A 22492-nucleotide genomic window follows, 5' to 3' on the forward strand; every position below is an offset into this window, starting at 1 on the left:
TGCATGTGCATATGAATAAATTGAATATAGCGTTTCATTTTTATTGCATTTTCAAAATAGTTTCATGTGTGATTGCTATATATCGTCCGCTCGAAATTTGTTACATTAACTGCTACTTAGCAGCGAGAAATGGCAAGTAGAGATTGGAATTTTTAATAGGTTTTTGTGCAAAACCCTTGTACTTCAAATTTCTAGTACCATAATAACCCCTAAGAAAAACCTATTTATTTGACAAGCAAGATTTAGAGAGTTTATTCATGTTGGCAAGTCTGATCGGAGGAATCTTCGGTACTAAAAATGAGCGCGAACTCAAACGCATGCGTAAAATCGTAGACAAGATTAATGCGCTCGAGCCGACGATATCTGCCTTAAGCGATGCAGACTTATCTGCAAAAACCGAAGAATTCAAACAACGTTATAACAAAGGTGAAAGTTTAGATAAGTTATTACCAGAAGCATTTGCAGTATGTCGTGAAGCTGCCAAACGTGTCATGAGTATGCGTCACTACGACGTGCAGTTGATTGGTGGTATTACCTTGCACGAAGGTAAAATTGCAGAAATGCGTACAGGTGAAGGTAAGACCCTAATGGGGACTTTGGCCTGTTATTTAAATGCTTTAAGTGGTCAGGGCGTGCACGTCATTACTGTGAACGACTACTTGGCGCAACGTGATGCTGAACTTAACCGCCCTTTATTTGAGTTTTTAGGTTTAAGCATTGGCATTATCTATTCCATGCAAGACCCGACTGAAAAAGCACAGGCTTATCGCGCAGACATCACTTACGGTACCAATAACGAATTTGGCTTCGACTACTTACGTGACAACATGGTGTTTTCGTTAAGCGAAAAAAAACAGCGTGGTCTGACTTATGCTATTATTGATGAAGTCGACTCGATCTTAATTGATGAAGCACGTACACCATTAATCATTTCTGGTCAAAGCGATGACTCATCCCAGTTATATGCAGCGATCAATACTATTCCGCCAAAATTGCATCCGCAAAAAGAAGAAAAAGTAGCTGATGGTGGACATTTCTGGATTGATGAAAAACAACGTACTGTAGAAATGACCGAAATTGGTTATGAAACGGTAGAAAATGAATTAATCCAAATGGGTTTATTGGCAGAAGGCGAAAGTCTGTATTCTGCATCTAACTTGAATTTAGTCCATCACGTATCTGCAGCTATTCGTGCCCACTTCCTGTATCAACGTAACGTGCACTACATCATCCATGATGGTGAAGTGATTATTGTTGATGAAAACACTGGTCGTACCATGCCTGGTCGTCGTTGGTCTGAAGGTTTACACCAAGCGGTAGAAGCCAAAGAAGGTTTGGAAATTCAGCCTGAAAACCAGACTTTAGCGACTACAACCTTCCAGAACTATTTCCGCTTATACAAAAAACTATCGGGAATGACGGGTACTGCAGACACTGAAGCTGCAGAAATGAAAGAAATTTATGGTCTAGATGTCGTCATTATTCCAACGCACCGACCAATGATTCGTAATGATCAAAACGATTTAATTTATTTAAACCGTACTGGCAAATACAACGCGATTATTCATGAAATTCAACGCGTGCATGAAGCAGGTGTCGCACCCATTCTAATTGGTACTGCGACCATTGAAGCTTCAGAAATTTTATCGGATAAATTACGCGAAGCGGGTATTCAGCACGAAGTGTTGAACGCGAAACAACACGAACGCGAAGCTGACATTATTGCGCAAGCAGGCTCACCACGTGCGGTGACCATTGCCACGAACATGGCAGGTCGTGGTACAGATATTTTGCTAGGTGGTAACTGGAAAGCACTGCTGGCTAAAATTGAAAATCCAACCCCTGAAGATGAAGCACGCTTAAAAGCGGAGTGGGAGCAAAACCATGACATGGTGTTAAGTTCAGGTGGCTTACACATTATTGGTTCAGAACGTCATGAATCGCGCCGTATTGACAACCAGTTGCGTGGTCGTGCAGGTCGTCAGGGTGACCCAGGCGTGTCGCGTTTCTATTTGTCACTTGAAGATGACTTAATGCGTATTTTCGCAGGTGATCGTGTGGTGGCAATGATGCGTGCCATGGGCTTGCAGGAAGATGAAGCAATTGAACACAAAATGGTGTCACGCTCTATCGAAAATGCGCAACGCAAAGTTGAGGCACGTAACTTCGACATCCGTAAAAACTTGTTGAAATACGACGACGTAAATAACGAACAACGTAAGATTATTTATTCACAACGTGATGATATTCTGGCAGAAAGCACGTTGCAAGACTACATTGAAGAAATGCACCGTGAAGTGGTCACAGGCATGATCGCCAATTATATTCCACCAGAATCCATTCATGATCAGTGGGATATTGATGGTTTAGAGCGTGCCTTGCGTGATGATTTAGGCATTGATTTACCCATTAACCAATGGCTTGAAGATGATCGTCGCTTAGATGAAGAAGCTTTGGTTGAGCGTATTGCCGATGAAATTGTGGCGCGTTACCGTGCACGTCGTGAGCAAATGGGTGATGAATCTGCCGCGATGTTAGAACGTCACTTTATGCTTAGTTCACTCGATCGTCACTGGAAAGATCATTTGGCGGCCATGGACTATTTGCGTCAAGGGATTCATTTACGTGGTTATGCACAAAAGAACCCTGAACAAGAGTACAAGAAAGAAGCCTTTAATTTGTTTGTGAATATGTTGAGTGTGATTAAAGCCGATGTTGTCACCGATCTTTCGCGTGTGCATGTACCAACACCTGAAGAATTGGCAGCGATGGAAGCACAACAGCAAGCCCAAGCAGAAGCGATGCAGCTTAATCTTTCACATGCCGATGTAGATGGTTTAACGGGCGAAACCTTTGAATCAGAACCACAGCATAGTGCTGCTGAGCAAACTGTTGTTCCGCCTGCGAGCCGTAACTCGCCATGCCCATGTGGTTCAGGACTAAAATATAAACAGTGTCACGGTAAAATCTAAACCTGACTTGTTGCAATTTAAGCAGAACTTCGGTTCTGCTTTTTGTGTTTTGGGGCGCAAAATCTTTGTGGTAATAGTTTTGCAAGATGTGTATAGCATTTGCAGATTGTGGAATTAAATGCTATTTAGTTGCACATGCAATATCCACGTGTGGAACAAAAAATGAAAAAAGTATTAAAACCTTTAATGATTGTTGCCTTGAGCTTGCCTACTTTCGCATTTGCAAATGCGGCAACAACGACAACTCCTGCAAAAGTTCAAGCTGCTGTGGGTGCGACCACTGCACAGGTACAAGTGGATAATGGTCACGTGACTGTGGCAAGCCCACGCACAGGTATTCGTTATACCTTTGCCAATCCAGATCAGCGTCCAATCGTGTTGCATACTGCAGCGATTGCACCTGCGAATGCTGCCAATGTAAATCGTATTGTGGCTGCAAATCCTGCTTTATCTGCAGCAAGTCAAGAACGTGCAAAACAGGCTTTATTGGGTGAAACCGTGGTTGCGACTACGCCATAATCCAAATAGGCTCAATCAGTATAATTTTAGTTGCTGATGCATTATATTGAAGATTAAAACCAGTCCATACGGGCTGGTTTTTTATATATGACCTTGTGTATTAACAAAAGTTGAATCAAGCAGGGTGGATGCTCGATTTTTTCTTCAATTTCCACTAAGCTGTGACATTCTCAAATTTGTACTGGAAATTTCAAAATGGCAGTTGGTGACGTCTCTATGCCACACATGCATGTGGTCAAAGGTGTAAAAATTGGTTCAGCTGAGGCTTATGTGCGTTATCAGAACCGACGTGACCTAGTTATTTTTGAATTTGCAACAGGCTCAAATGTGGTGGGTGTATTTACTCAAAATGCATTCTGCGCCGCGCCTGTGCATGTATCCAAAGCACATTTGGCTGAAGGCAATCCACGTTATTTGGTCATTAACACAGGCAATGCCAATGCGGGTACAGGCAAATTGGGGATGCAAAATGCAGAAATTACTTGTGCCAAATTGGCTGAGTTGACAGGTGTCTCTACCCAAGAAGTTTTGCCATTTTCTACAGGTGTGATTGGCGAACAATTACCCATTGAGCGTTTGGTTGCAGGCTTAGCGCCTGCATTGGCATCGTTACGTGAGGATGCTTGGCATGATGCTGCGACAGGTATTATGACCACAGATACCACACCAAAAGGTGCATCTGAGCAGTTTGAGTTAGATGGCATTACTTATAGCATGACAGGCATTTCTAAAGGTGCAGGTATGATTCGCCCGAATATGGCAACCATGCTTAGTTATGTTGCAACCGATGCCCCGATTCAACGTGACATCTTACAGCAATTGCTCAAACACAGCGTAGAACAATCGTTTAACCGTATTACTGTAGATGGCGATACCTCGACCAATGATTCATGTATTTTGGTGGCGACAGGTCAGGCGGGTGGCACTGAAATTTGTAGTGATAATGATCCGCGTTATGCTGTAGTGTTAGATGTTTTGAATCGTGTGATGTTGCGTTTGGCGCAACTGATTATTCGTGATGGTGAAGGTGCAACGAAATTCATCACGGTTCGTGTTGAAGGTGGTGCCAATACCCAAGAATGTTGTGATATTGCTTACAGCATTTCGCATTCGCCATTGGTAAAAACTGCTATTTTTGCCTCAGATCCAAACTGGGGACGTATTCTTGCTGCGATTGGCTATGCAGGCGTGCCAAATTTAGATGTTGAAAAAATTCAGGTTTGGTTAGATGATGTGCAAATTTGCAAAGATGGCGGTGCTGCTGCCGACTATACCGAAGCAGCAGGCGCACGTGTCATGGCGCAAACTGAAATGACCATTCGTGTAAATTTAGGACGTGGTCAAGCGACAGATACAGTCTATACTTGTGACTTATCTTACGATTATGTCAAGATTAACGCGGATTACCGTTCGTAAAAATTCAAATTGAGTGATAAAGCCTCCGTTGTGAGGCTTTTTTAGCATTCAATTGGCAAAGGGCTGGTGAATGAGCAAATTGCCTCCATATCATCAGTGACTTGAGTAAGCTTGTGTTCGGGCAAGCATGAAGATAGAGAAGACGTTGTTATGAATGATGCGACCAATTTAATTGCCAATGAAGCCAAATCAATTGTGCAGGCGCATTTAGATCGCTTGGGCGAAACCAAAGAACATCATTTGAGTGAGCAAGCCAAGCAGGAAAAATTTGCGCAAATTCAAGCAGAACTCGAAAAGCGCAATGCTGTCTTGGTCGCCCATTACTATTGCGATCCTGAAGTACAGGAACTGGCTGAATTAACAGGTGGCTGTGTTTCAGATTCATTGGAAATGGCACGTTTTGGTCGTGATCATGCGGCAACCACATTAGTCGTGGCTGGGGTAAAGTTTATGGGCGAAACTGCCAAAATTTTATCGCCAGAAAAAACCATTCTTATGCCAACTTTAGAAGCGACTTGTTCACTAGACTTAGGTTGCCCTGTCGATGAGTTTAGCCGCTTCTGTGATGCGCATCCTGATCATATAGTCGTTGTTTATGCCAACACATCAGCTGCGGTAAAAGCACGTGCGGATTGGGTCGTTACCTCAAGCTGTGCGGTTGAAATTATTGAACAACTCGATAGTTTAGGTGAAAAAATTATTTGGGCGCCAGATCAGCACTTAGGACGCTATATTCAAAAGAAAACTGGCGCAGATATGCTGCTTTGGGAGGGCTCGTGTATTGTGCATGAAGAATTCCGTTCACGCGGTATTGCCAATATGAAAGCCATATATCCTGATGCAGCAGTTTTGGTTCATCCAGAATCACCAGAATCTGTTGTTGATGTGGCTGATGCAGTCGGCAGTACCTCGCAACTTATTCAGGCGGCAAAAACTTTGCCACACGAGCGTTTAATTGTGGCAACTGACCGCGGTATTTTCTACAAGATGCAACAAGCTGTACCGAATAAAATTCTAATTGAAGCGCCCACTGCAGGTGAGGGTGCAACCTGTCGTTCATGCGCGCATTGCCCGTGGATGGCGATGAATGAATTAGATGGAATTTTGCATGTATTGCAAACGGGGGATCAAGAAGTATTCGTCGAACCTGCTTTGGCAGAACGCGCTAAATTACCACTAGATCGTATGTTGAATTTCAATGCGAGCTTAAAACGCTAAAATTGATTGAAAAATATCAAAAATGTTTGATAAATATACGGTTGAAGCTTTTTTTTATTTTTTTTTAAATATAGGTGTTGACGTCTCCGGGCGTCGCGCCTAGAATGCACACCGTACCGCACGATAGTGCGTTACATAAAAAGCTGAGATGAATCGGAGCATAGCACAGCCTGGTAGTGCACCTGGTTTGGGACCAGGGGGTCGTAGGTTCGAATCCTACTGCTCCGACCAATTCTTCAAGGCAACGTATCGCATGATATTATGTATCATCGGTCATGCGCCTGTAGCTCAGTTGGATAGAGCATCCGCCTTCTAAGCGGATGGTCACAGGTTCGAATCCTGTCAGGCGCGCCATTTTTGTTGGTGGCTTGGTATAAAAGAACCCAACTTGATGGTGGATGTAGCTCAGTTGGTAGAGCCCTGGATTGTGATTCCAGTTGTCGCGGGTTCGAATCCCGTCATTCACCCCAATCTCTTTAAGAGATCAACGGAGCATAGCACAGCCTGGTAGTGCACCTGGTTTGGGACCAGGGGGTCGTAGGTTCGAATCCTACTGCTCCGACCATTTTCTAAATAGAATAGCTGCTAAATAGAAATGGTCAAATAGATAAAGATACCGCGTTAAGCGGTTTTTTTATGCCTGAAATTTAGAAAAATACTTTTGTTGATTACATCTTTTAGTTGAAATAAAAAAGCCTCAATGACTGAGGTTTGATGATCCGTTGAAATTTCTGTAGGGCTTTAAGGTACTATCGTCACATTTACACGTCGGTTAATCGCGCGATTTGCTGGTGTATCGTTGCTCACCATCGGTTGAGATGCTCCACGACCAATCACCTGAATATTGTTTCGTTCAAAACCCTGATCTAAAAAGATCTGAGCCACATTTTGGGCGCGTTTTTCCGATAGGGTTTGATTGTAGCTGGCTAAACCTACGTTGTCTGTGTGACCAATAAACTTGAGTTTATCCAAGTCATATTTATGCAGCTGTTGTGCCAATTGGTTGAGGCGTTCTTTTTGGTTGTTTTGAATGGCGTATTCATCAAAACCAAATAACAAGCGTTCAGGCAGGGCTAAAGTCCAGCCATCATCACTTAAAATAAAACCTTCTTGTTTTAGCATGCGTGCCTGCTTATAGCTGACATTCCCTAAACTCATGCAAGCACTGAGTGAAACCATAACAAAAATAAGTGTACCGATCAGAACTTTTTTAAGCATAAGGAACCTGTTTGTTGTTTGATTGAGGTGAAATATACCATTTTGAATGATCACGTTTGGCTTTGAGCATCGCGCGATCGACATCGGCAATTAAATTTTCAGGAGTTTTGGCATATTCAATCAATGCTACGCCAATACTGACATTTAAGGAAACTTGTTGCTGTTCATACTTAAATGTAGAGGTATAGCAAGCATGAATCTTTTGACAATAATCCTCTAATTCTGCAGTGGAGTGTGAGCCAGTTAAGATTACTGCAAACTCATCGCCACCTAAACGCGCAACAAACGCATGTGAGGGCAAAATCTGAATTAGACAATGTGATGAATCACGTAAAATATTATCGCCCGTCAAATGCCCAAATTGGTTATTGATTTGGTTAAAGTTATTAATGTCTAAAAAAAATACTGCAGCCGTAGCAGAAGGCTGGGTAAATAGCTTAAACAGTGTTTCATAAAAATAATTACGATTTGGCAACTGCGTTAAATTGTCGTATTGCGACTGAAATTGCAGTTTATGATTTTCAACCAATAAATTCTTATGGGATTGTTCAATCTCATTGAGTAAGCCATTAAAGGCATAACTCAGTTCATGAAGTTCTTGAATATCTGAACTTGAAACGCGCAGCTTATAATTTTTTTGTGCACTGATCTCCTGTGCCGAGCTGACAATAGAACTTAAAGATTGCATGAGATATTGATAAATTGAATTAATTGACCAAAACACAGCAATTAAAAGCAAAATAAAACCGAAAATTAATCCTAAAACGATTTTATAAAAAAAACTGACCAAGTCACTAGAGTTTCCATACACCACCAACTCACCATAGTTTTGCTGATCATGGTCAATACTCAGCCGAACAGGATGATTAAAAAACAAATAATCCAATAAAGCTTGAATTGAGAAATGATCTAAGTCTTGCTGCTCAATAAAAGCAATACGCGTTTGTTTGGGTGATAGTACTTCAATCGACCGAATAGAATAACGCTGCGTATGTTCAGAGAGAATTTTGTTGAGCGTCATTTGATCATTAAAAACCACTGCAGGCTGAATGCGCTCATTTAACGCAGCAGATAAGTTTTGTAGACTATTTTTGGCATAAGCATTCATGGTGTAGGTTGAGATCACCAAAAAAATACCAGAGCAAATTGTAAAAGTTAAAACAAAAATAGTGAGTTGTGCGCGTGTGAATAATTGATGCAAAGTAATAGGGGAGTATAACTGCTTCATGAGTTTGACTCCGATGTTTTTGCAAGCAGTAATACACGCGGATCAATATGCACTTGAGATTGAGTCAAGCTTTCCATGTTGACTTTAAAAGCATAGTTATCATTTTTTTTATAAAGACAAAAAGCGCTGCCAGTTTCACATTCCAGATTGTTTAAACTAATAGATAGGGCTGGAAATCGAACTTGAGTATTTAAGGTATGTTGTTCTTGTGCAGCAGAAAGCGTAGAAAAAATTAATATTTGACAATTACTTTTAGATATTTCCTGGCTTTGAATGGGTTGAATGTCATATTTATTATGTAATGGGGCATGTTTTTTGAATTGTTGTGCAATATTATCTTGATTTACGACACAAAGTTTGGGCGTGCTAGCTTGCCATTTTGCATACGCTAAAATGGAGAATGTAGTGCTATAAAGATTCGATGTGGGTACAGCATACAAAAAAGTAGGCGTTAGCATTGCTACAAATGACAGCAAGTTTATTATTTTAAAATTTTGAGTCATTTCAACACAACACGAATGAACATAAAAATCGTGTAGCTAAAATTTTAAAATAAGCCTACTGTTAATTTTGAGCAAGAATGATACAGATTTAAAATATTTTGCTGAATAAACAACCGCTCGAACTCAAAAACTTATAAAACATAAAAAGAAGTGTTGCAAGGCGAAATAATTGACCTATAATGCACATCCATCGGCGGTGATGAAGATTAAAACTTCTGGTAAAACAATGACTTGATTGAAATTGATTGGGTTGGGTTTTAGAAAGTAAGTTTAAAATAATTTAAATTACCAGTTGACACTTTAGAAATAAAGCGTAATATAGCCGACCTAGCTTGATGCTGACGAAGCATTGAGAAGATCATTAAGAGATTATGAAGAACAACTTGTGTGGATTTTTACTGATTGATTAATCGAAATTATTATCATTGATTGATTGGTTTAAATTACTCGAAGTTTATTTGAGCGAATTTAAGTCAGAAAATTGATGAGCCAGATTTGGAAGTTTAGATTAAAACTTCAAAATGATTTTAACTGAAGAGTTTGATCATGGCTCAGATTGAACGCTGGCGGCAGGCTTAACACATGCAAGTCGAGCGGGCGAGGTTACTTCGGTAACTGAGCTAGCGGCGGACGGGTGAGTAAAGCTTAGGAATCTGCCTATTAGTGGGGGACAACATTCCGAAAGGGATGCTAATACCGCATACGTCCTACGGGAGAAAGCAGGGGCTCTTTATGACCTTGCGCTAATAGATGAGCCTAAGTCGGATTAGCTAGTTGGTGGGGTAAAGGCCTACCAAGGCGACGATCTGTAGCGGGTCTGAGAGGATGATCCGCCACACTGGGACTGAGACACGGCCCAGACTCCTACGGGAGGCAGCAGTGGGGAATATTGGACAATGGGGGGAACCCTGATCCAGCCATGCCGCGTGTGTGAAGAAGGCCTTTTGGTTGTAAAGCACTTTAAGCGAGGAGGAGGCTCTCTTGGTTAATACCTGAGAAGAGTGGACGTTACTCGCAGAATAAGCACCGGCTAACTCTGTGCCAGCAGCCGCGGTAATACAGAGGGTGCGAGCGTTAATCGGATTTACTGGGCGTAAAGCGCGCGTAGGTGGCTAATTAAGTCAAATGTGAAATCCCCGAGCTTAACTTGGGAATTGCATTCGATACTGGTTGGCTAGAGTATGGGAGAGGATGGTAGAATTCCAGGTGTAGCGGTGAAATGCGTAGAGATCTGGAGGAATACCGATGGCGAAGGCAGCCATCTGGCCTAATACTGACACTGAGGTGCGAAAGCATGGGGAGCAAACAGGATTAGATACCCTGGTAGTCCATGCCGTAAACGATGTCTACTAGCCGTTGGGGGATTTGATCCTTTAGTGGCGCAGCTAACGCGATAAGTAGACCGCCTGGGGAGTACGGTCGCAAGACTAAAACTCAAATGAATTGACGGGGGCCCGCACAAGCGGTGGAGCATGTGGTTTAATTCGATGCAACGCGAAGAACCTTACCTGGCCTTGACATAGTAGAAACTTTCCAGAGATGGATTGGTGCCTTCGGGAATCTACATACAGGTGCTGCATGGCTGTCGTCAGCTCGTGTCGTGAGATGTTGGGTTAAGTCCCGCAACGAGCGCAACCCTTTTCCTTACTTGCCAGCATTTCGGATGGGAACTTTAAGGATACTGCCAGTGACAAACTGGAGGAAGGCGGGGACGACGTCAAGTCATCATGGCCCTTACGGCCAGGGCTACACACGTGCTACAATGGTCGGTACAAAGGGTTGCTACCTCGCGAGAGGATGCTAATCTCAAAAAGCCGATCGTAGTCCGGATCGCAGTCTGCAACTCGACTGCGTGAAGTCGGAATCGCTAGTAATCGCGGATCAGAATGCCGCGGTGAATACGTTCCCGGGCCTTGTACACACCGCCCGTCACACCATGGGAGTTTGTTGCACCAGAAGTAGGTAGTCTAACCGCAAGGAGGACGCTTACCACGGTGTGGCCGATGACTGGGGTGAAGTCGTAACAAGGTAGCCGTAGGGGAACCTGCGGCTGGATCACCTCCTTAACGAAAGATTGACGATTGGTAAGAATCCACAACAAGTTGTTCTTCATTGATGTATCTGAGGGTCTGTAGCTCAGTTGGTTAGAGCACACGCTTGATAAGCGTGGGGTCACAAGTTCAAGTCTTGTCAGACCCACCACTACTGACGAAGCAATTATGCAGAAGAAGATACATCGAATCACAGATGATAAGCTGGGGACTTAGCTTAGTTGGTAGAGCGCCTGCTTTGCACGCAGGAGGTCAGGAGTTCGACTCTCCTAGTCTCCACCACGTACTTTTAAGTATAGGATAAGCTAAAGATTGCAGAATTTAGTAAGTATAAGCTTATTAAGTTCTGTGATTTAAATATCACAGTATTTAGTGCGATCTGACGAAGACGCATTAATTCATTAACAGATTGGCAAAAATTGAGTCTGAAATAAATTGTTCAACTCATTTAATTCAAGATTGACAATAATGCTTCGGTGTTACGGTTTAATTACGAATTGAAATGAGAACTAGCAAATTAACTGAATCAAGCGTTTTGGTATATGAATTTAGATTGAAGCTGTACAGTGTTTAAGTGCACGAGACTTTGAACTGTAGATTAAATAAATCATTGATTATTTATTTAATTGTCTTAATCCTACTTGTAGGGATTAACGACTGTTTGGGGTTGTATAGTCAAGTAATTAAGTGCATGTGGTGGATGCCTTGGCAGTCAGAGGCGAAGAAAGACGTGATAGCCTGCGAAAAGCTCCGGGGAGGCGGCAAATATCCTTTGATCCGGAGATTTCTGAATGGGGAAACCCACCTACCTTAAGGTAGGTATCGTATGATGAATACATAGTCATACGAAGCGAACGCGGGGAAGTGAAACATCTCAGTACCCGTAGGAAAAGAAATCAATTGAGATTCCCTCAGTAGCGGCGAGCGAAAGGGGAAAAGCCCATTAAGTTATGTGTGTTTTAGTGGAATGCTCTGGGAAGTGCAACCATAGTGGGTGATAGTCCTGTACACGAAAAGGCACACATAATGATGACGAGTAGGGCGAGGCACGTGAAACCTTGTCTGAATATGGGGGGACCATCCTCCAAGGCTAAATACTCCTGACTGACCGATAGTGAACCAGTACCGTGAGGGAAAGGCGAAAAGAACCCCTGTGAGGGGAGTGAAATAGATCCTGAAACCGCATGCATACAAGCAGTGGGAGCCAACTTGTTTGGTGACTGCGTACCTTTTGTATAATGGGTCAGCGACTTATATTCAGTAGCGAGGTTAACCGAATAGGGGAGCCGTAGAGAAATCGAGTCTTAATAGGGCGTCTAGTTGCTGGGTATAGACCCGAAACCGGGTGATCTATCCATGAGCAGGTTGAAGGTTGGGTAACACTAACTGGAGGACCGAACCCACTGTCGTTGAAAAGCCAGGGGATGACTTGTGGATAGGGGTGAAAGGCTAATCAAACTCGGTGATAGCTGGTTCTCCCCGAAAGCTATTTAGGTAGCGCCTCGGACGAATACCATTGGGGGTAGAGCACTGTTTCGGCTAGGGGGTCATCCCGACTTACCAAACCGATGCAAACTCCGAATACCAATGAGTACTATCCGGGAGACAGACTGCGGGTGCTAACGTCCGTAGTCAAGAGGAAAACAATCCAGACCGCCAGCTAAGGCCCCAAAATCATAGTTAAGTGGGAAACGATGTGGGAAGGCATAGACAGCTAGGAGGTTGGCTTAGAAGCAGCCACCCTTTAAAGAAAGCGTAATAGCTCACTAGTCGAGTCGGCCTGCGCGGAAGATGTAACGGGGCTAAAACTATGTGCCGAAGCTGCGGATGCATAATTTATTATGCGTGGTAGGGGAGCGTTCTGTAAGCCGAAGAAGGTGGATTGAGAAGTCTGCTGGAGGTATCAGAAGTGCGAATGCTGACGTGAGTAACGACAAAACGGGTGAAAAACCCGTTCGCTGAAAGACCAAGGGTTCCAGTCCAACGTTAATCGGGGCTGGGTGAGTCGACCCCTAAGGCGAGGCCGAGAGGCGTAGTCGATGGGAAATTGGTTAATATTCCAATACTTCAGTGTAATGCGATGAGAGGACGGAGAAGGTTAAGTCAGCCTGGCGTTGGTTGTCCAGGTGAAAGGAAGTAGGCATGCATCTTAGGCAAATCCGGGGTGCTCTATGCTGAGATCTGATAGCAAGCTGTACTTGTACAGTGAAGTGGCTGATACCCTGCTTCCAGGAAAAGTCTCTAAGCTTCAGTTACACTGGAATCGTACCCGAAACCGACACAGGTGGTCAGGTCGAGTAGACCAAAGCGCTTGAGAGAACTCTGCTGAAGGAACTAGGCAAAATGGTACCGTAACTTCGGGAGAAGGTACGCTGTTGATGGTGATAGGACTTGCTCCTTGAGCTGTCGACAGCCTCAGAAACCAGGCCGCTGCAACTGTTTATTAAAAACATAGCACTCTGCAAACACGAAAGTGGACGTATAGGGTGTGATGCCTGCCCGGTGCTGGAAGGTTAATTGATGGGGTTAGCGTAAGCGAAGCTCTTGATCGAAGCCCCAGTAAACGGCGGCCGTAACTATAACGGTCCTAAGGTAGCGAAATTCCTTGTCGGGTAAGTTCCGACCTGCACGAATGGCATAATGATGGCGGCGCTGTCTCCAGCAGAGGCTCAGTGAAATCGAATTCGCCGTGAAGATGCGGTGTACCCGCGGCTAGACGGAAAGACCCCGTGAACCTTTACTGCAGCTTGACATTGAACTTTGACCTTACTTGTGTAGGATAGGTGGGAGGCTTTGAAACTTGGACGCTAGTCCGAGTGGAGCCGTCCTTGAAATACCACCCTGGTAATGTTGAGGTTCTAACTCTGTCCCGTTATCCGGGACGAGGACCATGTCTGGTGGGTAGTTTGACTGGGGCGGTCTCCTCCTAAAGAGTAACGGAGGAGTACGAAGGTGCGCTCAGCGTGGTCGGAAATCACGCGTAGAGTATAAAGGCAAAAGCGCGCTTAACTGCGAGACCCACAAGTCGAGCAGGTACGAAAGTAGGTCTTAGTGATCCGGTGGTTCTGTATGGAAGGGCCATCGCTCAACGGATAAAAGGTACTCTGGGGATAACAGGCTGATACCGCCCAAGAGTTCATATCGACGGCGGTGTTTGGCACCTCGATGTCGGCTCATCTCATCCTGGGGCTGAAGCAGGTCCCAAGGGTATGGCTGTTCGCCATTTAAAGAGGTACGCGAGCTGGGTTTAGAACGTCGTGAGACAGTTCGGTCCCTATCTACCGTGGGCGCTGGAAATTTGAGAGGATCTGCTCCTAGTACGAGAGGACCAGAGTGGACGAACCTCTGGTGTACCGGTTGTGACGCCAGTCGCATCGCCGGGTAGCTATGTTCGGAAGGGATAACCGCTGAAAGCATCTAAGCGGGAAGCCTACCTCAAGATAAGATTTCCCCGAGGCTTTATGCCTCCTAAAGAGCCGTTGAAGACTACGACGTTGATAGGTTGGATGTGGAAGCATAGCGATATGTGAAGCTGACCAATACTAATTGCTCGTGAGGCTTGACTATACAACACCCAAACAGTTGGCGTTGTATGCTCAATCGATTCAAATCCAATCAGTCAATTCAGACTGATCTTGATTTAGTTAACGCTAAACAATAAAATTCAGACCCAATACAGCCCAATCTGTTACAGATTCGGAAAACGCAGTGCATCACAGTCGTGAGTAAGACCAATGCAAGTCTCCGTAAACAGTTGTGCTGGCGACCATAGCAAGAGTGAACCACCTGATCCCTTCCCGAACTCAGAAGTGAAACCTCTTCGCGCTGATGGTAGTGTGGGATTACCCATGTGAGAGTAAGTCATCGCCAGCTCATTATTCAAACACCCTCAACTAATGTTGAGGGTGTTTTTTATGTGGGAAAGAAAATATTAAAAACTATAAAAAGTGAAGGCAAAATAAAACCATCAGATGATGATGGTTTTATTAGGGCTTAGAGAGAAGATTTATTTAAGCGAATAATTGTGTAACGGAGCACCATAAAATTGCCAAAATCGAAATCGCAATGATAGGTTCTAGCACTTTGGACCAGGTTGGTACAATTGCTTGTACAGGCTCAATATTTTGATGATCATCGTGGGTATGTTGTTGAACCATTTGATTAAACTCCTTCATTGATGCCTCTAATGATAGCTCTTCTTGAGGAATTGGTTTAGAACCTTTTAACTCTATTAGATCGTTTGTTGACCAAACCCAATCATCAGCCTGACCAGATAAGTGTTCAATTTGACCCAGTAATAATTCCCCTAAACCTTTATTACCAAAATTACCGGTTTGATCTAATTGATTGAGTTCAGTAAGCTGTAAGGCTAAAACTTCACTAATATTCTGTTCAAGCTCAGTTTTGGAGAGAGGTCGACTGATTGTGTTGAGATGTGGTAAGTCGACGTGCAATTTCCTGAATATATAATTCATCTTGATGATCAATTTCTTGATACAGTTTTTGGTTGTCTTCTCGCCACAAACTGATCAGTTTTCCTAAGCTCAGTGCATTGATTTCTTGAATATATTGTTCGCGATCAACAGCATTATATTGTTTCAAAAGCGATGGCTTCTGAAGTTTAATCTGCGCTGCAAAATATTGTACTAAATCAAAAGCCATCCACTACTCCATTGTTTTAATCTAATAATCTAAGGCTTGGTTTTTTCTTACTTTGTTCGGTTTTTTCTTCAGTCTTTGATTCTAAAGCATCTTGATCATTTTGGATATGTTGATACTCACTTGGATCAAAGAATAAGCCTTGTCCATTCTCTCTTGCATAAATACCCAATACGGCATTCATGGGTACATATAAGTCGCGTGACACACCACCAAAGCGTGCAGAGAAGGTAATTGCTTCATTGCTCATGTGTAAGGCATGTACTGCATGTGGAACGATATTTAGGACAATTTGACCATCTTGAATAAATTGTTCAGGAACAAGCGTATTCGGCTGTGTGGCATCGACCAATAAATGTGGTGTGAGTTGGTTATCACAAATCCATTCATAAATTGCGCGGGCTAAATAAGGGCGAGTTGGAGTTAAATTGATTTCAGATTCAGACATAATATGCTCTTTAGGTTTGAATTAAAAATTCTTGATAGTGATTTTTTTCTTGTAAAGTCATTGCTTGACTGAATGCAGGACGTGAAAAAACCCGCTGACAATACAGGAAAATCGGACGACAGTGTTGTTTGGGTAGTTCTATACCCAAGGCTTTTAGTCGTATAAATAATGGTGCCAGCATGCAGTCTAAAATGCTGAAATTTTCCGACATGAAATAAGGATAATGCTGAAATAATGGTGTCAGTGAAATGAGTGTATCACGTAATTTTTGTTGTGCAGTGCGCTGTGCTGTGTGATCTAAGCTGTCAGGATGACGTAGCATCTGATCGGCAAGTTTGAACCAGTCTTGCTCAAAGCGCCAAATATATTGACGTTGTTCTGCACGTGGCATAGGTGCATCGGCATAGAGTTTGTTTTGTCGATAACGATCATCCAGATATTCGGAAATAATCGCAGTATTAAAGAGTTTTAAATCGTTTTCTAGCAGCATTGGAAGTTGATTATACGGATTTAAACTTGCGAGGTCTTCATCTTCATAATCGACCAAAATCAGTTGATATTTGATTTGTTTTTCGGCAAGAACGTAACGAATCCAATGTGAGCGAAAGTCGTCCGCATGACTATAGAGGGTAATGCCTTGTAAGGGTGCGTTCTCGACTGACATAATCCGAAATAAAACCAAATGAATAGAATAGGATACTAAACTTAGCCATTAAAATCACCCAGCAAAGCTGATAAAAGTGTATGAGATATTTGTTGATTGGTTTTCAATTTTTGGACTGTATTTAATTTTGATTTTTGGTGTATGTGAATCCGGATTGTCTATGTGGTTTAGAATGCTCAGTTGGTTGATCTGCATAAAAAAAGCCTTGGAAAATCCAAGGCTTTTTGTGTCCGATTCGGTAAACGAATTAACGTTTAGAGAATTGTGGACGTTTACGAGCTTTACGTAAACCAAGTTTCTTACGTTCAACTTCACGAGCGTCACGAGTAACGAAACCAGCTTGACGAAGAGCAGGTTTTAAAGTGTCGTCAGATGCGATCAATGCACGAGTAATACCGTGACGGATTGCACCAGCTTGACCACCAATACCACCACCAGCAACAGTGATGTAAAGGTCATATTTTTCAGTAGCTTCAAGAAGCTCTAATGGTTGACGTACGATCATACGAGCAGTTTCACGACCGAAATATTGCTCAAGCGTACGGTTGTTAATTACGAGTTTACCTGTACCAGCTGATAAGAAAACACGTGCAGTTGCGGTCTTACGGCGACCTGTACCATAATTAGTAGCCATGTGCTGTATCCCTTAGATGTCCAAAACTTGTGGCTGTTGAGCTGTGTGAGGATGCTCAGCACCAGCGTACACTTTCATTTTCTTGATCATAGCATAACCAAGAGGACCTTTTGGCAACATGCCTTTTACAGCACGTTGGAAGATTTCTTCTGGTTTGTGAGCAACTAATTTCTCGAAATTAGTTTCACGGATACCACCAGGGAAACCAGTGTGGCGATAGTATTTCTTGTCAAGTGATTTGTTACCTGTCACTTGAACTTGCTCAGCATTGATGACAACGATGTAGTCGCCAGTGTCAACGTGAGGAGTATAAGAAGTCTTGTGCTTACCGCGTAAACGGCGTGCGATTTCTGTCGCAAGGCGACCTAGAGTTTTGCCAGAAGCATCAACAACGTACCAGTCGTGTTGAACTTCAGCTGGCTTAGCGCTGAGAGTTTTCATTAAACCACTACCTATTATAGTTGGTTTGGACTATGGAAGCTGTCCAAACAAAAAGGAGTCCGAATTCTACCTGAAATTAACTAGAACTACAATGGAAAAGTCACATTTTAAGCGCTATATTTTAGCGAGCTTAAATACAAAAGAAAAGTTGAATAAATTTGTAACATTCAACATTAAAAGCCTAGATTTATGCTGTTTTAAATCGCCTTTATAGGGTTATAAGTAAAGTTTTTAGCAGACAATATTGAAACAAAAGGGGGGATAGGATGTCGCAAGATTTGCAATCAGAAATACAGCAGCAGTCTGATCTACCTACTTCAAAATTTATTAAATTTATTGCTGGATGTTTTATTACATTGCTCAGTGTCTATATGCTGGCTTTTGTAGTATTGGGTGCTGTATATGGTGTGGATGAGTTTAGCATCTTATTGCTGTATTCAATTTTTTTCCATTTAGCACTTTTCCCATTTTTATTGTATGGCGTTGGTGGAATCATTTTGCTGTGTTTAGCAGACACCCAATATCGGGAGGTGCTGAAAAAATCACAAAATATTGATGATGGGGCTGTTATTGGGTGTTGCTGTTACCGCTATTTCTGAATGGGCGCATGTGCAAGGGATTTTGCAGACTCGATTTATCTAAGACTGAAAATAAAACAATCAACTAAGTTGACGCTATACTTTCATCATCCTTTGATAAATCTTGATTGAGCATTTATGCGACCTTTATATGTCACCAGTGGTGAACCTGCAGGTATTGGACCTGATATTTGCCTAAGTTTGGCAGATCGAGTGGATGAACGTCCAATTGTGGTATTGGCTGATCATCAATTATTAGAACAACGTGCTGAAATTCTAAAACAAAAAGTTGAATTGATTAAATATTCAGGTCAGCAGCACGCAGCTGCAGTGGGGCAGTTGTATGTTGAACATGTGCCCTTGGCCGCAGAGGTACAACTTGGTCATTTAAATACACAAAATGCAGCTTATGTGTTGGAGCAATTACGTCGTTCGGCTTCTTATGCAATGACAGGTAAGAGTGTCGGTGTTGCGACTGCACCCGTGCAAAAATCTATTATTAATGAAGCAGGTATTTCTTTTAGCGGGCATACTGAATATTATCAGGAGTTTGCAGGTGTAGAACGTGTGGTGATGATGTTAGCCACTAAATCGCTACGTGTTGCCCTCGTAACCACGCATTTACCTTTACGTTCCGTAGCAGATGCCATTACCAAAACACGTTTGCAGCAAGTGATTGATATTTTGCTGCACGATCTCAAAAGCAAATTTAAAATTGAGTATCCTAAAGTGTTGGTCTGTGGTTTGAACCCACATGCGGGCGAAGATGGTTATTTAGGCATGGAAGAAATTGAGGTGATTAATCCTGTGCTGCAAAATTACCGTAATCGTGGTGAAAATATTAGTTTAAGTTTGCCTGCAGATACTTTATTTACCTCAGAAAATTTAAAAGATGCTGATGCAGTTTTAGCGATGTATCACGATCAGGGTTTACCTGTGTTAAAATCACAGGGCTTTGGTGAAGCAATTAACATTACTTTAGGCTTACCGTTTATTCGTACATCAGTCGATCACGGCACAGCGCTCTCCCTCGCAGGTACGGGACTTGCGAAAAGTTCTAGCTTGCATGTTGCTGTCGATTTAGCGCTAGATTTAGCACGTTCATAATTTCAGCTTGGAAATCTTTATGTATCAAATTAATGCCCTAAACCCAAAAGAAGAAGGGCATCAGGCTCGTAAACGCTTTGGTCAAAACTTTTTACATGATCAAGGTGTGATTGCCAAAATTGTACGCTCAGTGAACCCGCGTCCAGGCGATAATATTGTCGAGATTGGACCAGGTTTAGCAGCATTGACATCGCCTTTAATTGGTGAGTGTGATGCTTTGACGGTGGTGGAATTAGACCGTGATTTGGCTGCTGGCTTACCAGGACGTGTGCCACATCCTGAGCGTTTAACCATTGTGGAAAGTGATGCGCTGAAATATGACTTTACTGAGTTATTTCAGGAAGGGCGTCCGCTACGTGTAGTTGGAAACTTGCCGTATAACATTTCGACGCCGCTTTTGTTTCATCTCTTAGAGTTTGGCGACAAAGTCAAAGACATGCACTTTATGCTTCAAAAAGAAGTGGTAGATCGTATCACAGCTGAACCGAATACCAAAGAATATGGGCGTTTATCGGTGATGATGCAGTATTACTGTAAGCCAACATTTTTGTTTGAAGTGCCGCCTGGCGCATTTAATCCACCGCCTAAAGTCACTTCTGCGGTATTCCGTTTAGAACCATATGTGACTAAACCGATTATTGCCAAAGATGAAAAAGCATTGGCACGTTTGGTGTCGCATGTATTTACCCAACGTCGTAAAACATTACGCAATAGTTTAAAAGGCATGTTAGCTGAAGATGCATTTGAGCGAGCAGGGGTAGACCCAATGGCACGTCCTGAAACTTTAAGTTTGAGTGCATTTGTCGCATTGGCAGATCAGATGGTGAATTAATGACAGCAATTCGATACAACTATGTCATTGGTGATGTGCAGGGCTGCTTTGAAGCCTTAAAGCTTTTATTAAAAGAAATACAGTTCGATCCCGATCAAGATTTTATCTGGTTTGCTGGCGACTTGGTTGCGCGTGGTGAAAACTCGGTAGGTGCTTTGCGCTTTATTAAAAAACTTGTGGATCGTGGCGTTGCAGCAACAGTGTTAGGCAATCACGATTTAACGCTGTTGGCAGGCGCACGTGGCTTAAAGAAAATCAAAGCGCAAGACAATACTCGTGATGTGATTGATGCAATTGATAGTGATGATTTGATTGACTGGTTACGTAAACAACCTTTGTGTCTTTTTCCCAATGAAAACACCATTTTGACTCATGCAGGCATTCCACATATTTGGAATGCTGCACAAACAGCAGCCTATGCTAAAGAAGTTGAAGCAGTGATTGGGCATGAGGACTTTGCTGTGGTGGATGCATTTTTAAAGGAAATGTATGGGGCAGAACCTGCAGTTTGGTCGGATGATTTAACGAGACATGCGCGTTTACGTTGTATTACTAATTATTTGACTCGTATGCGTTTAGCCAATTTGCAGGGTGGCTTGGAATTCAGCTTTAAAGATGCCTTAGATGACCCGATGCCAGAAGGCTTTAAACCCTGGTTTGAATATCCATCTTTAGCTGCGCAAACACATCAAATCGTATTTGGTCATTGGGCGGCGTTGCAAGGGCAAACGGTAGCCGACAATATTCAAAATGTGGATGGCGGTTGTGTGTGGGGTAATCAGCTCATGGCGTATCGTTTGGAAGATCAGCAATTGTTTGCAGTGGATAATCCGCTGGAAGAATGGTAACAATACTTTATCTTTATAATTTAAAAATGAGATGTTGAAATGAAAACAGCCACCTATTAAAGTGGCTATTTTTTATCTTGAATTTTATTGAATTCGAATCCAAGTTTGGCTGCGACCTAGTGTAGATACACCCATGTAAGCACGTAAAGTCAAACGCTTACCTGTCGAGTTGAGGCGGATTTTTGCATCGTAAATACGACCTGCCAATGGATCAATCACGCGTCCTTTTTCGTAATTGTTGCTATCTTTGACTTGTTTTAAGCCTTTTAAAATATCCATTCCTAAAATAGGTTGATCAGTATAAGGTGCAGGGCATTTATTACAAAGTTCACGTGGGGTATAACCTGGACGTGGAGTTACTTTAATAATTTTACCCGTATAGGTTTGATTGGCTTCTTTACGAATTTCGATGACAGCTTTAGGTGAACCTGTTTTATCATCAATTTGTTGCCAAGTGCCCGCTAAATCTTGTGCCATCGCCAAAGTGCTTAGACTGCCGAAGATGACGGCTATTCCTAAAGCCAATTTCTGAATCATTTTATTTCCCTTACTCGGTCTTTGCACTAGTCTAATCTGTGAATAGGGCTTGAACAAAGCCCTGAGTATCTAGAAAAAATGACCGATGCGACACTATGCGTTAGATTTTGTTGGCGAATCCACGTTTGTGTCCGACCAATGGCTGAAATTCCGACGTAACCACGTAAAGTGAGACGTTTATTATTAGACGCTAAACGGCCTTTCAGGCTATACATTTTGCCTGTAAGTGGATCTAAAATACGTCCATTGGCATAGTTGTTATTTTCCACATGTTGTAAGCCTTTAAAAATTTCCAAACCCACAAGTGGTTTGTTGGTATAAGGTGCAGGACAATTCACACACATGGTTTTTGGGGTATAGCCTGCACGTGGTGTGACTTTAATAATTTTACCTGTAAACGTGCCATTTTCAGCTTTGGTAATTTCAATTAAAGCTTTAGGTGAGCCTGTTTTATCATCAATACTTTGCCAAGTTCCAGTTAAGTCTGCAGCAAATAAACTGCCACTGAAGATGAAGCTTGCAAATGCACCTATCAATACATTTTTCTTCATATCAGTTCCTTTGATTGTCGAAATTGATCACAGAGGTTAATTCAAGGTATAAAGCGAGTTGTGGAAGG

General features: G+C 42.6%; 16 protein-coding genes, 6 tRNA genes, 3 rRNA genes and 2 pseudogenes. 17 read left to right on the forward strand and 10 right to left on the reverse strand.

What is annotated here, in order from left to right; all coding sequences use genetic code 11:
• The first annotated feature begins 257 nt into the window (after positions 1 to 257).
• The 8 genes from secA (at position 258) to LZP46_RS02820 (ending at position 6690) form a co-directional block, all read left to right on the forward strand.
• A complete protein-coding gene (gene secA, locus LZP46_RS02785; protein ID WP_236094614.1) occupies positions 258 to 2972 on the forward strand; it encodes a preprotein translocase subunit SecA in 2715 nt (904 codons plus the stop codon).
• Between the two features lie 162 nt (positions 2973 to 3134).
• On the forward strand, positions 3135 to 3491 hold the full coding sequence (locus LZP46_RS02790) for a hypothetical protein (RefSeq protein ID WP_236094615.1): 357 nt from the start codon (positions 3135 to 3137) through the stop codon (positions 3489 to 3491).
• Between the two features lie 195 nt (positions 3492 to 3686).
• Positions 3687 to 4907: a bifunctional glutamate N-acetyltransferase/amino-acid acetyltransferase ArgJ gene (gene argJ / locus LZP46_RS02795; protein WP_236094616.1), complete on the forward strand. Its 1221-nt coding sequence runs from the start codon at positions 3687 to 3689 to the stop codon at positions 4905 to 4907.
• A gap of 150 nt (positions 4908 to 5057) precedes the next feature.
• Positions 5058 to 6125, forward strand: coding sequence for a quinolinate synthase NadA (gene nadA / locus LZP46_RS02800; RefSeq protein ID WP_236094617.1), 1068 nt, complete (start codon positions 5058 to 5060; stop codon positions 6123 to 6125).
• A 154-nt stretch (positions 6126 to 6279) separates the two neighbouring features.
• Positions 6280 to 6356, forward strand: a tRNA-Pro gene (locus LZP46_RS02805).
• A 46-nt stretch (positions 6357 to 6402) separates the two neighbouring features.
• Positions 6403 to 6479, forward strand: a tRNA-Arg gene (locus LZP46_RS02810).
• Between the two features lie 40 nt (positions 6480 to 6519).
• Positions 6520 to 6595 (forward strand) — tRNA-His (locus tag LZP46_RS02815).
• An 18-nt stretch (positions 6596 to 6613) separates the two neighbouring features.
• A tRNA-Pro gene (locus tag LZP46_RS02820) sits at positions 6614 to 6690 on the forward strand.
• A gap of 176 nt (positions 6691 to 6866) precedes the next feature.
• On the opposite strand, the gene LZP46_RS02825 is transcribed toward LZP46_RS02820, so the two are convergent.
• From LZP46_RS02825 to LZP46_RS02835, 3 genes are read right to left on the reverse strand one after another with little or no spacing between them, the layout of a single operon-like run.
• Positions 6867 to 7343 (reverse strand): OmpA family protein, encoded by a 477-nt coding sequence (locus LZP46_RS02825; protein WP_178319419.1) that lies wholly within the window; start codon positions 7341 to 7343, stop codon positions 6867 to 6869.
• A complete protein-coding gene (locus LZP46_RS02830; protein WP_178319418.1) occupies positions 7336 to 8571 on the reverse strand; it encodes a diguanylate cyclase domain-containing protein in 1236 nt (411 codons plus the stop codon). The genes LZP46_RS02825 and LZP46_RS02830 overlap by 8 nt, the downstream gene beginning before the upstream one ends.
• Positions 8568 to 9074: a YfiR family protein gene (locus LZP46_RS02835; protein WP_236094618.1), complete on the reverse strand. Its 507-nt coding sequence runs from the start codon at positions 9072 to 9074 to the stop codon at positions 8568 to 8570. Before LZP46_RS02835 ends, LZP46_RS02830 begins: the two co-directional genes overlap by 4 nt.
• Before the next feature lie 528 nt (positions 9075 to 9602).
• Here LZP46_RS02835 and LZP46_RS02840 point away from each other — a divergent pair.
• The 5 genes from LZP46_RS02840 (at position 9603) to rrf (ending at position 14998) form a co-directional block, all read left to right on the forward strand.
• Positions 9603 to 11140: ribosomal RNA gene (locus LZP46_RS02840) — 16S ribosomal RNA — on the forward strand.
• Positions 11141 to 11199: 59 nt separating this feature from the next.
• A tRNA-Ile gene (locus LZP46_RS02845) sits at positions 11200 to 11276 on the forward strand.
• 55 nt (positions 11277 to 11331) lie between these two features.
• A tRNA-Ala gene (locus LZP46_RS02850) sits at positions 11332 to 11407 on the forward strand.
• Between the two features lie 391 nt (positions 11408 to 11798).
• Positions 11799 to 14692 (forward strand): 23S ribosomal RNA (locus LZP46_RS02855).
• Between the two features lie 191 nt (positions 14693 to 14883).
• A 5S ribosomal RNA gene (rrf, locus tag LZP46_RS02860) occupies positions 14884 to 14998 on the forward strand.
• Together the 16S, 23S and 5S rRNA genes with 2 tRNA genes alongside form the textbook arrangement of a ribosomal RNA operon.
• A gap of 137 nt (positions 14999 to 15135) precedes the next feature.
• Here the strand turns inward: rrf and LZP46_RS02865 are convergent.
• The 5 genes and pseudogenes from LZP46_RS02865 to rplM form a co-directional block, all read right to left on the reverse strand.
• Positions 15136 to 15787: pseudogene (locus LZP46_RS02865) on the reverse strand (hypothetical protein).
• 16 nt (positions 15788 to 15803) lie between these two features.
• Positions 15804 to 16232: a ClpXP protease specificity-enhancing factor gene (locus LZP46_RS02870; protein ID WP_236094619.1), complete on the reverse strand. Its 429-nt coding sequence runs from the start codon at positions 16230 to 16232 to the stop codon at positions 15804 to 15806.
• A 10-nt stretch (positions 16233 to 16242) separates the two neighbouring features.
• A complete protein-coding gene (locus LZP46_RS02875; protein ID WP_236094620.1) occupies positions 16243 to 16896 on the reverse strand; it encodes a glutathione S-transferase N-terminal domain-containing protein in 654 nt (217 codons plus the stop codon).
• A gap of 247 nt (positions 16897 to 17143) precedes the next feature.
• Positions 17144 to 17530 carry a 30S ribosomal protein S9 gene (gene rpsI, locus LZP46_RS02880; protein WP_004972483.1) on the reverse strand — a complete coding sequence of 129 codons (387 nt, stop codon included), beginning with the start codon at positions 17528 to 17530 and terminating at the stop codon, positions 17144 to 17146.
• A gap of 12 nt (positions 17531 to 17542) precedes the next feature.
• Positions 17543 to 17971, reverse strand: a complete 429-nt coding sequence (gene rplM / locus LZP46_RS02885) for a 50S ribosomal protein L13 (RefSeq protein ID WP_004909012.1) — start codon at positions 17969 to 17971, stop codon at positions 17543 to 17545.
• A 266-nt stretch (positions 17972 to 18237) separates the two neighbouring features.
• On the opposite strand from rplM, the gene LZP46_RS02890 reads away from it, so the two are divergent.
• The 4 genes from LZP46_RS02890 (at position 18238) to LZP46_RS02905 (ending at position 21336) form a co-directional block, all read left to right on the forward strand.
• Positions 18238 to 18570, forward strand: coding sequence for a hypothetical protein (locus tag LZP46_RS02890; RefSeq protein ID WP_236094621.1), 333 nt, complete (start codon positions 18238 to 18240; stop codon positions 18568 to 18570).
• 117 nt (positions 18571 to 18687) lie between these two features.
• The gene (gene pdxA, locus LZP46_RS02895) at positions 18688 to 19656 is read left to right on the forward strand and encodes a 4-hydroxythreonine-4-phosphate dehydrogenase PdxA (RefSeq protein ID WP_236094622.1); all 969 of its coding nucleotides are present in this window, start codon (positions 18688 to 18690) and stop codon (positions 19654 to 19656) included.
• A gap of 19 nt (positions 19657 to 19675) precedes the next feature.
• Complete coding sequence (gene rsmA, locus LZP46_RS02900) at positions 19676 to 20488, forward strand: 16S rRNA (adenine(1518)-N(6)/adenine(1519)-N(6))-dimethyltransferase RsmA (protein WP_236094623.1); 813 nt, start codon at positions 19676 to 19678, stop codon at positions 20486 to 20488.
• Complete coding sequence (locus tag LZP46_RS02905) at positions 20488 to 21336, forward strand: symmetrical bis(5'-nucleosyl)-tetraphosphatase (protein WP_236094624.1); 849 nt, start codon at positions 20488 to 20490, stop codon at positions 21334 to 21336. The genes rsmA and LZP46_RS02905 overlap by 1 nt, the downstream gene beginning before the upstream one ends.
• Before the next feature lie 84 nt (positions 21337 to 21420).
• On the opposite strand, the gene LZP46_RS02910 is transcribed toward LZP46_RS02905, so the two are convergent.
• Positions 21421 to 21873, reverse strand: coding sequence for a DUF2147 domain-containing protein (locus LZP46_RS02910; RefSeq protein ID WP_180047302.1), 453 nt, complete (start codon positions 21871 to 21873; stop codon positions 21421 to 21423).
• Between the two features lie 110 nt (positions 21874 to 21983).
• Positions 21984 to 22424, reverse strand: a pseudogene (locus LZP46_RS02915) (DUF2147 domain-containing protein); the annotation flags it as partial.
• Between the last annotated feature and the right edge of the window lie 68 nt (positions 22425 to 22492).

The sequence above is a fragment of the Acinetobacter sp. SCLZS86 genome, assembly GCF_021560715.1.
Lineage (GTDB): Bacteria > Pseudomonadota > Gammaproteobacteria > Pseudomonadales > Moraxellaceae > Acinetobacter > Acinetobacter towneri_A.

What these genes read in the sequence shown, in the direction of transcription:
- secA (WP_236094614.1), top strand. Translation starts at nt 258, where the DNA reads ATGTTGGCAAGTCTGATCGGAGGAATCTTCGGTACTAAAAATGAGCGC.
- LZP46_RS02790 (WP_236094615.1), top strand. Translation starts at nt 3,135, where the DNA reads ATGAAAAAAGTATTAAAACCTTTAATGATTGTTGCCTTGAGCTTGCCT.
- argJ (WP_236094616.1), top strand. Translation starts at nt 3,687, where the DNA reads ATGGCAGTTGGTGACGTCTCTATGCCACACATGCATGTGGTCAAAGGT.
- nadA (WP_236094617.1), top strand. Translation starts at nt 5,058, where the DNA reads ATGAATGATGCGACCAATTTAATTGCCAATGAAGCCAAATCAATTGTG.
- LZP46_RS02825 (WP_178319419.1), bottom strand. Translation starts at nt 7,343, where the DNA reads ATGCTTAAAAAAGTTCTGATCGGTACACTTATTTTTGTTATGGTTTCA.
- LZP46_RS02830 (WP_178319418.1), bottom strand. Translation starts at nt 8,571, where the DNA reads ATGAAGCAGTTATACTCCCCTATTACTTTGCATCAATTATTCACACGC.
- LZP46_RS02835 (WP_236094618.1), bottom strand. Translation starts at nt 9,074, where the DNA reads ATGACTCAAAATTTTAAAATAATAAACTTGCTGTCATTTGTAGCAATG.
- LZP46_RS02870 (WP_236094619.1), bottom strand. Translation starts at nt 16,232, where the DNA reads ATGTCTGAATCTGAAATCAATTTAACTCCAACTCGCCCTTATTTAGCC.
- LZP46_RS02875 (WP_236094620.1), bottom strand. Translation starts at nt 16,896, where the DNA reads ATGTCAGTCGAGAACGCACCCTTACAAGGCATTACCCTCTATAGTCAT.
- rpsI (WP_004972483.1), bottom strand. Translation starts at nt 17,530, where the DNA reads ATGGCTACTAATTATGGTACAGGTCGCCGTAAGACCGCAACTGCACGT.
- rplM (WP_004909012.1), bottom strand. Translation starts at nt 17,971, where the DNA reads ATGAAAACTCTCAGCGCTAAGCCAGCTGAAGTTCAACACGACTGGTAC.
- LZP46_RS02890 (WP_236094621.1), top strand. Translation starts at nt 18,238, where the DNA reads ATGTCGCAAGATTTGCAATCAGAAATACAGCAGCAGTCTGATCTACCT.
- pdxA (WP_236094622.1), top strand. Translation starts at nt 18,688, where the DNA reads ATGCGACCTTTATATGTCACCAGTGGTGAACCTGCAGGTATTGGACCT.
- rsmA (WP_236094623.1), top strand. Translation starts at nt 19,676, where the DNA reads ATGTATCAAATTAATGCCCTAAACCCAAAAGAAGAAGGGCATCAGGCT.
- LZP46_RS02905 (WP_236094624.1), top strand. Translation starts at nt 20,488, where the DNA reads ATGACAGCAATTCGATACAACTATGTCATTGGTGATGTGCAGGGCTGC.
- LZP46_RS02910 (WP_180047302.1), bottom strand. Translation starts at nt 21,873, where the DNA reads ATGATTCAGAAATTGGCTTTAGGAATAGCCGTCATCTTCGGCAGTCTA.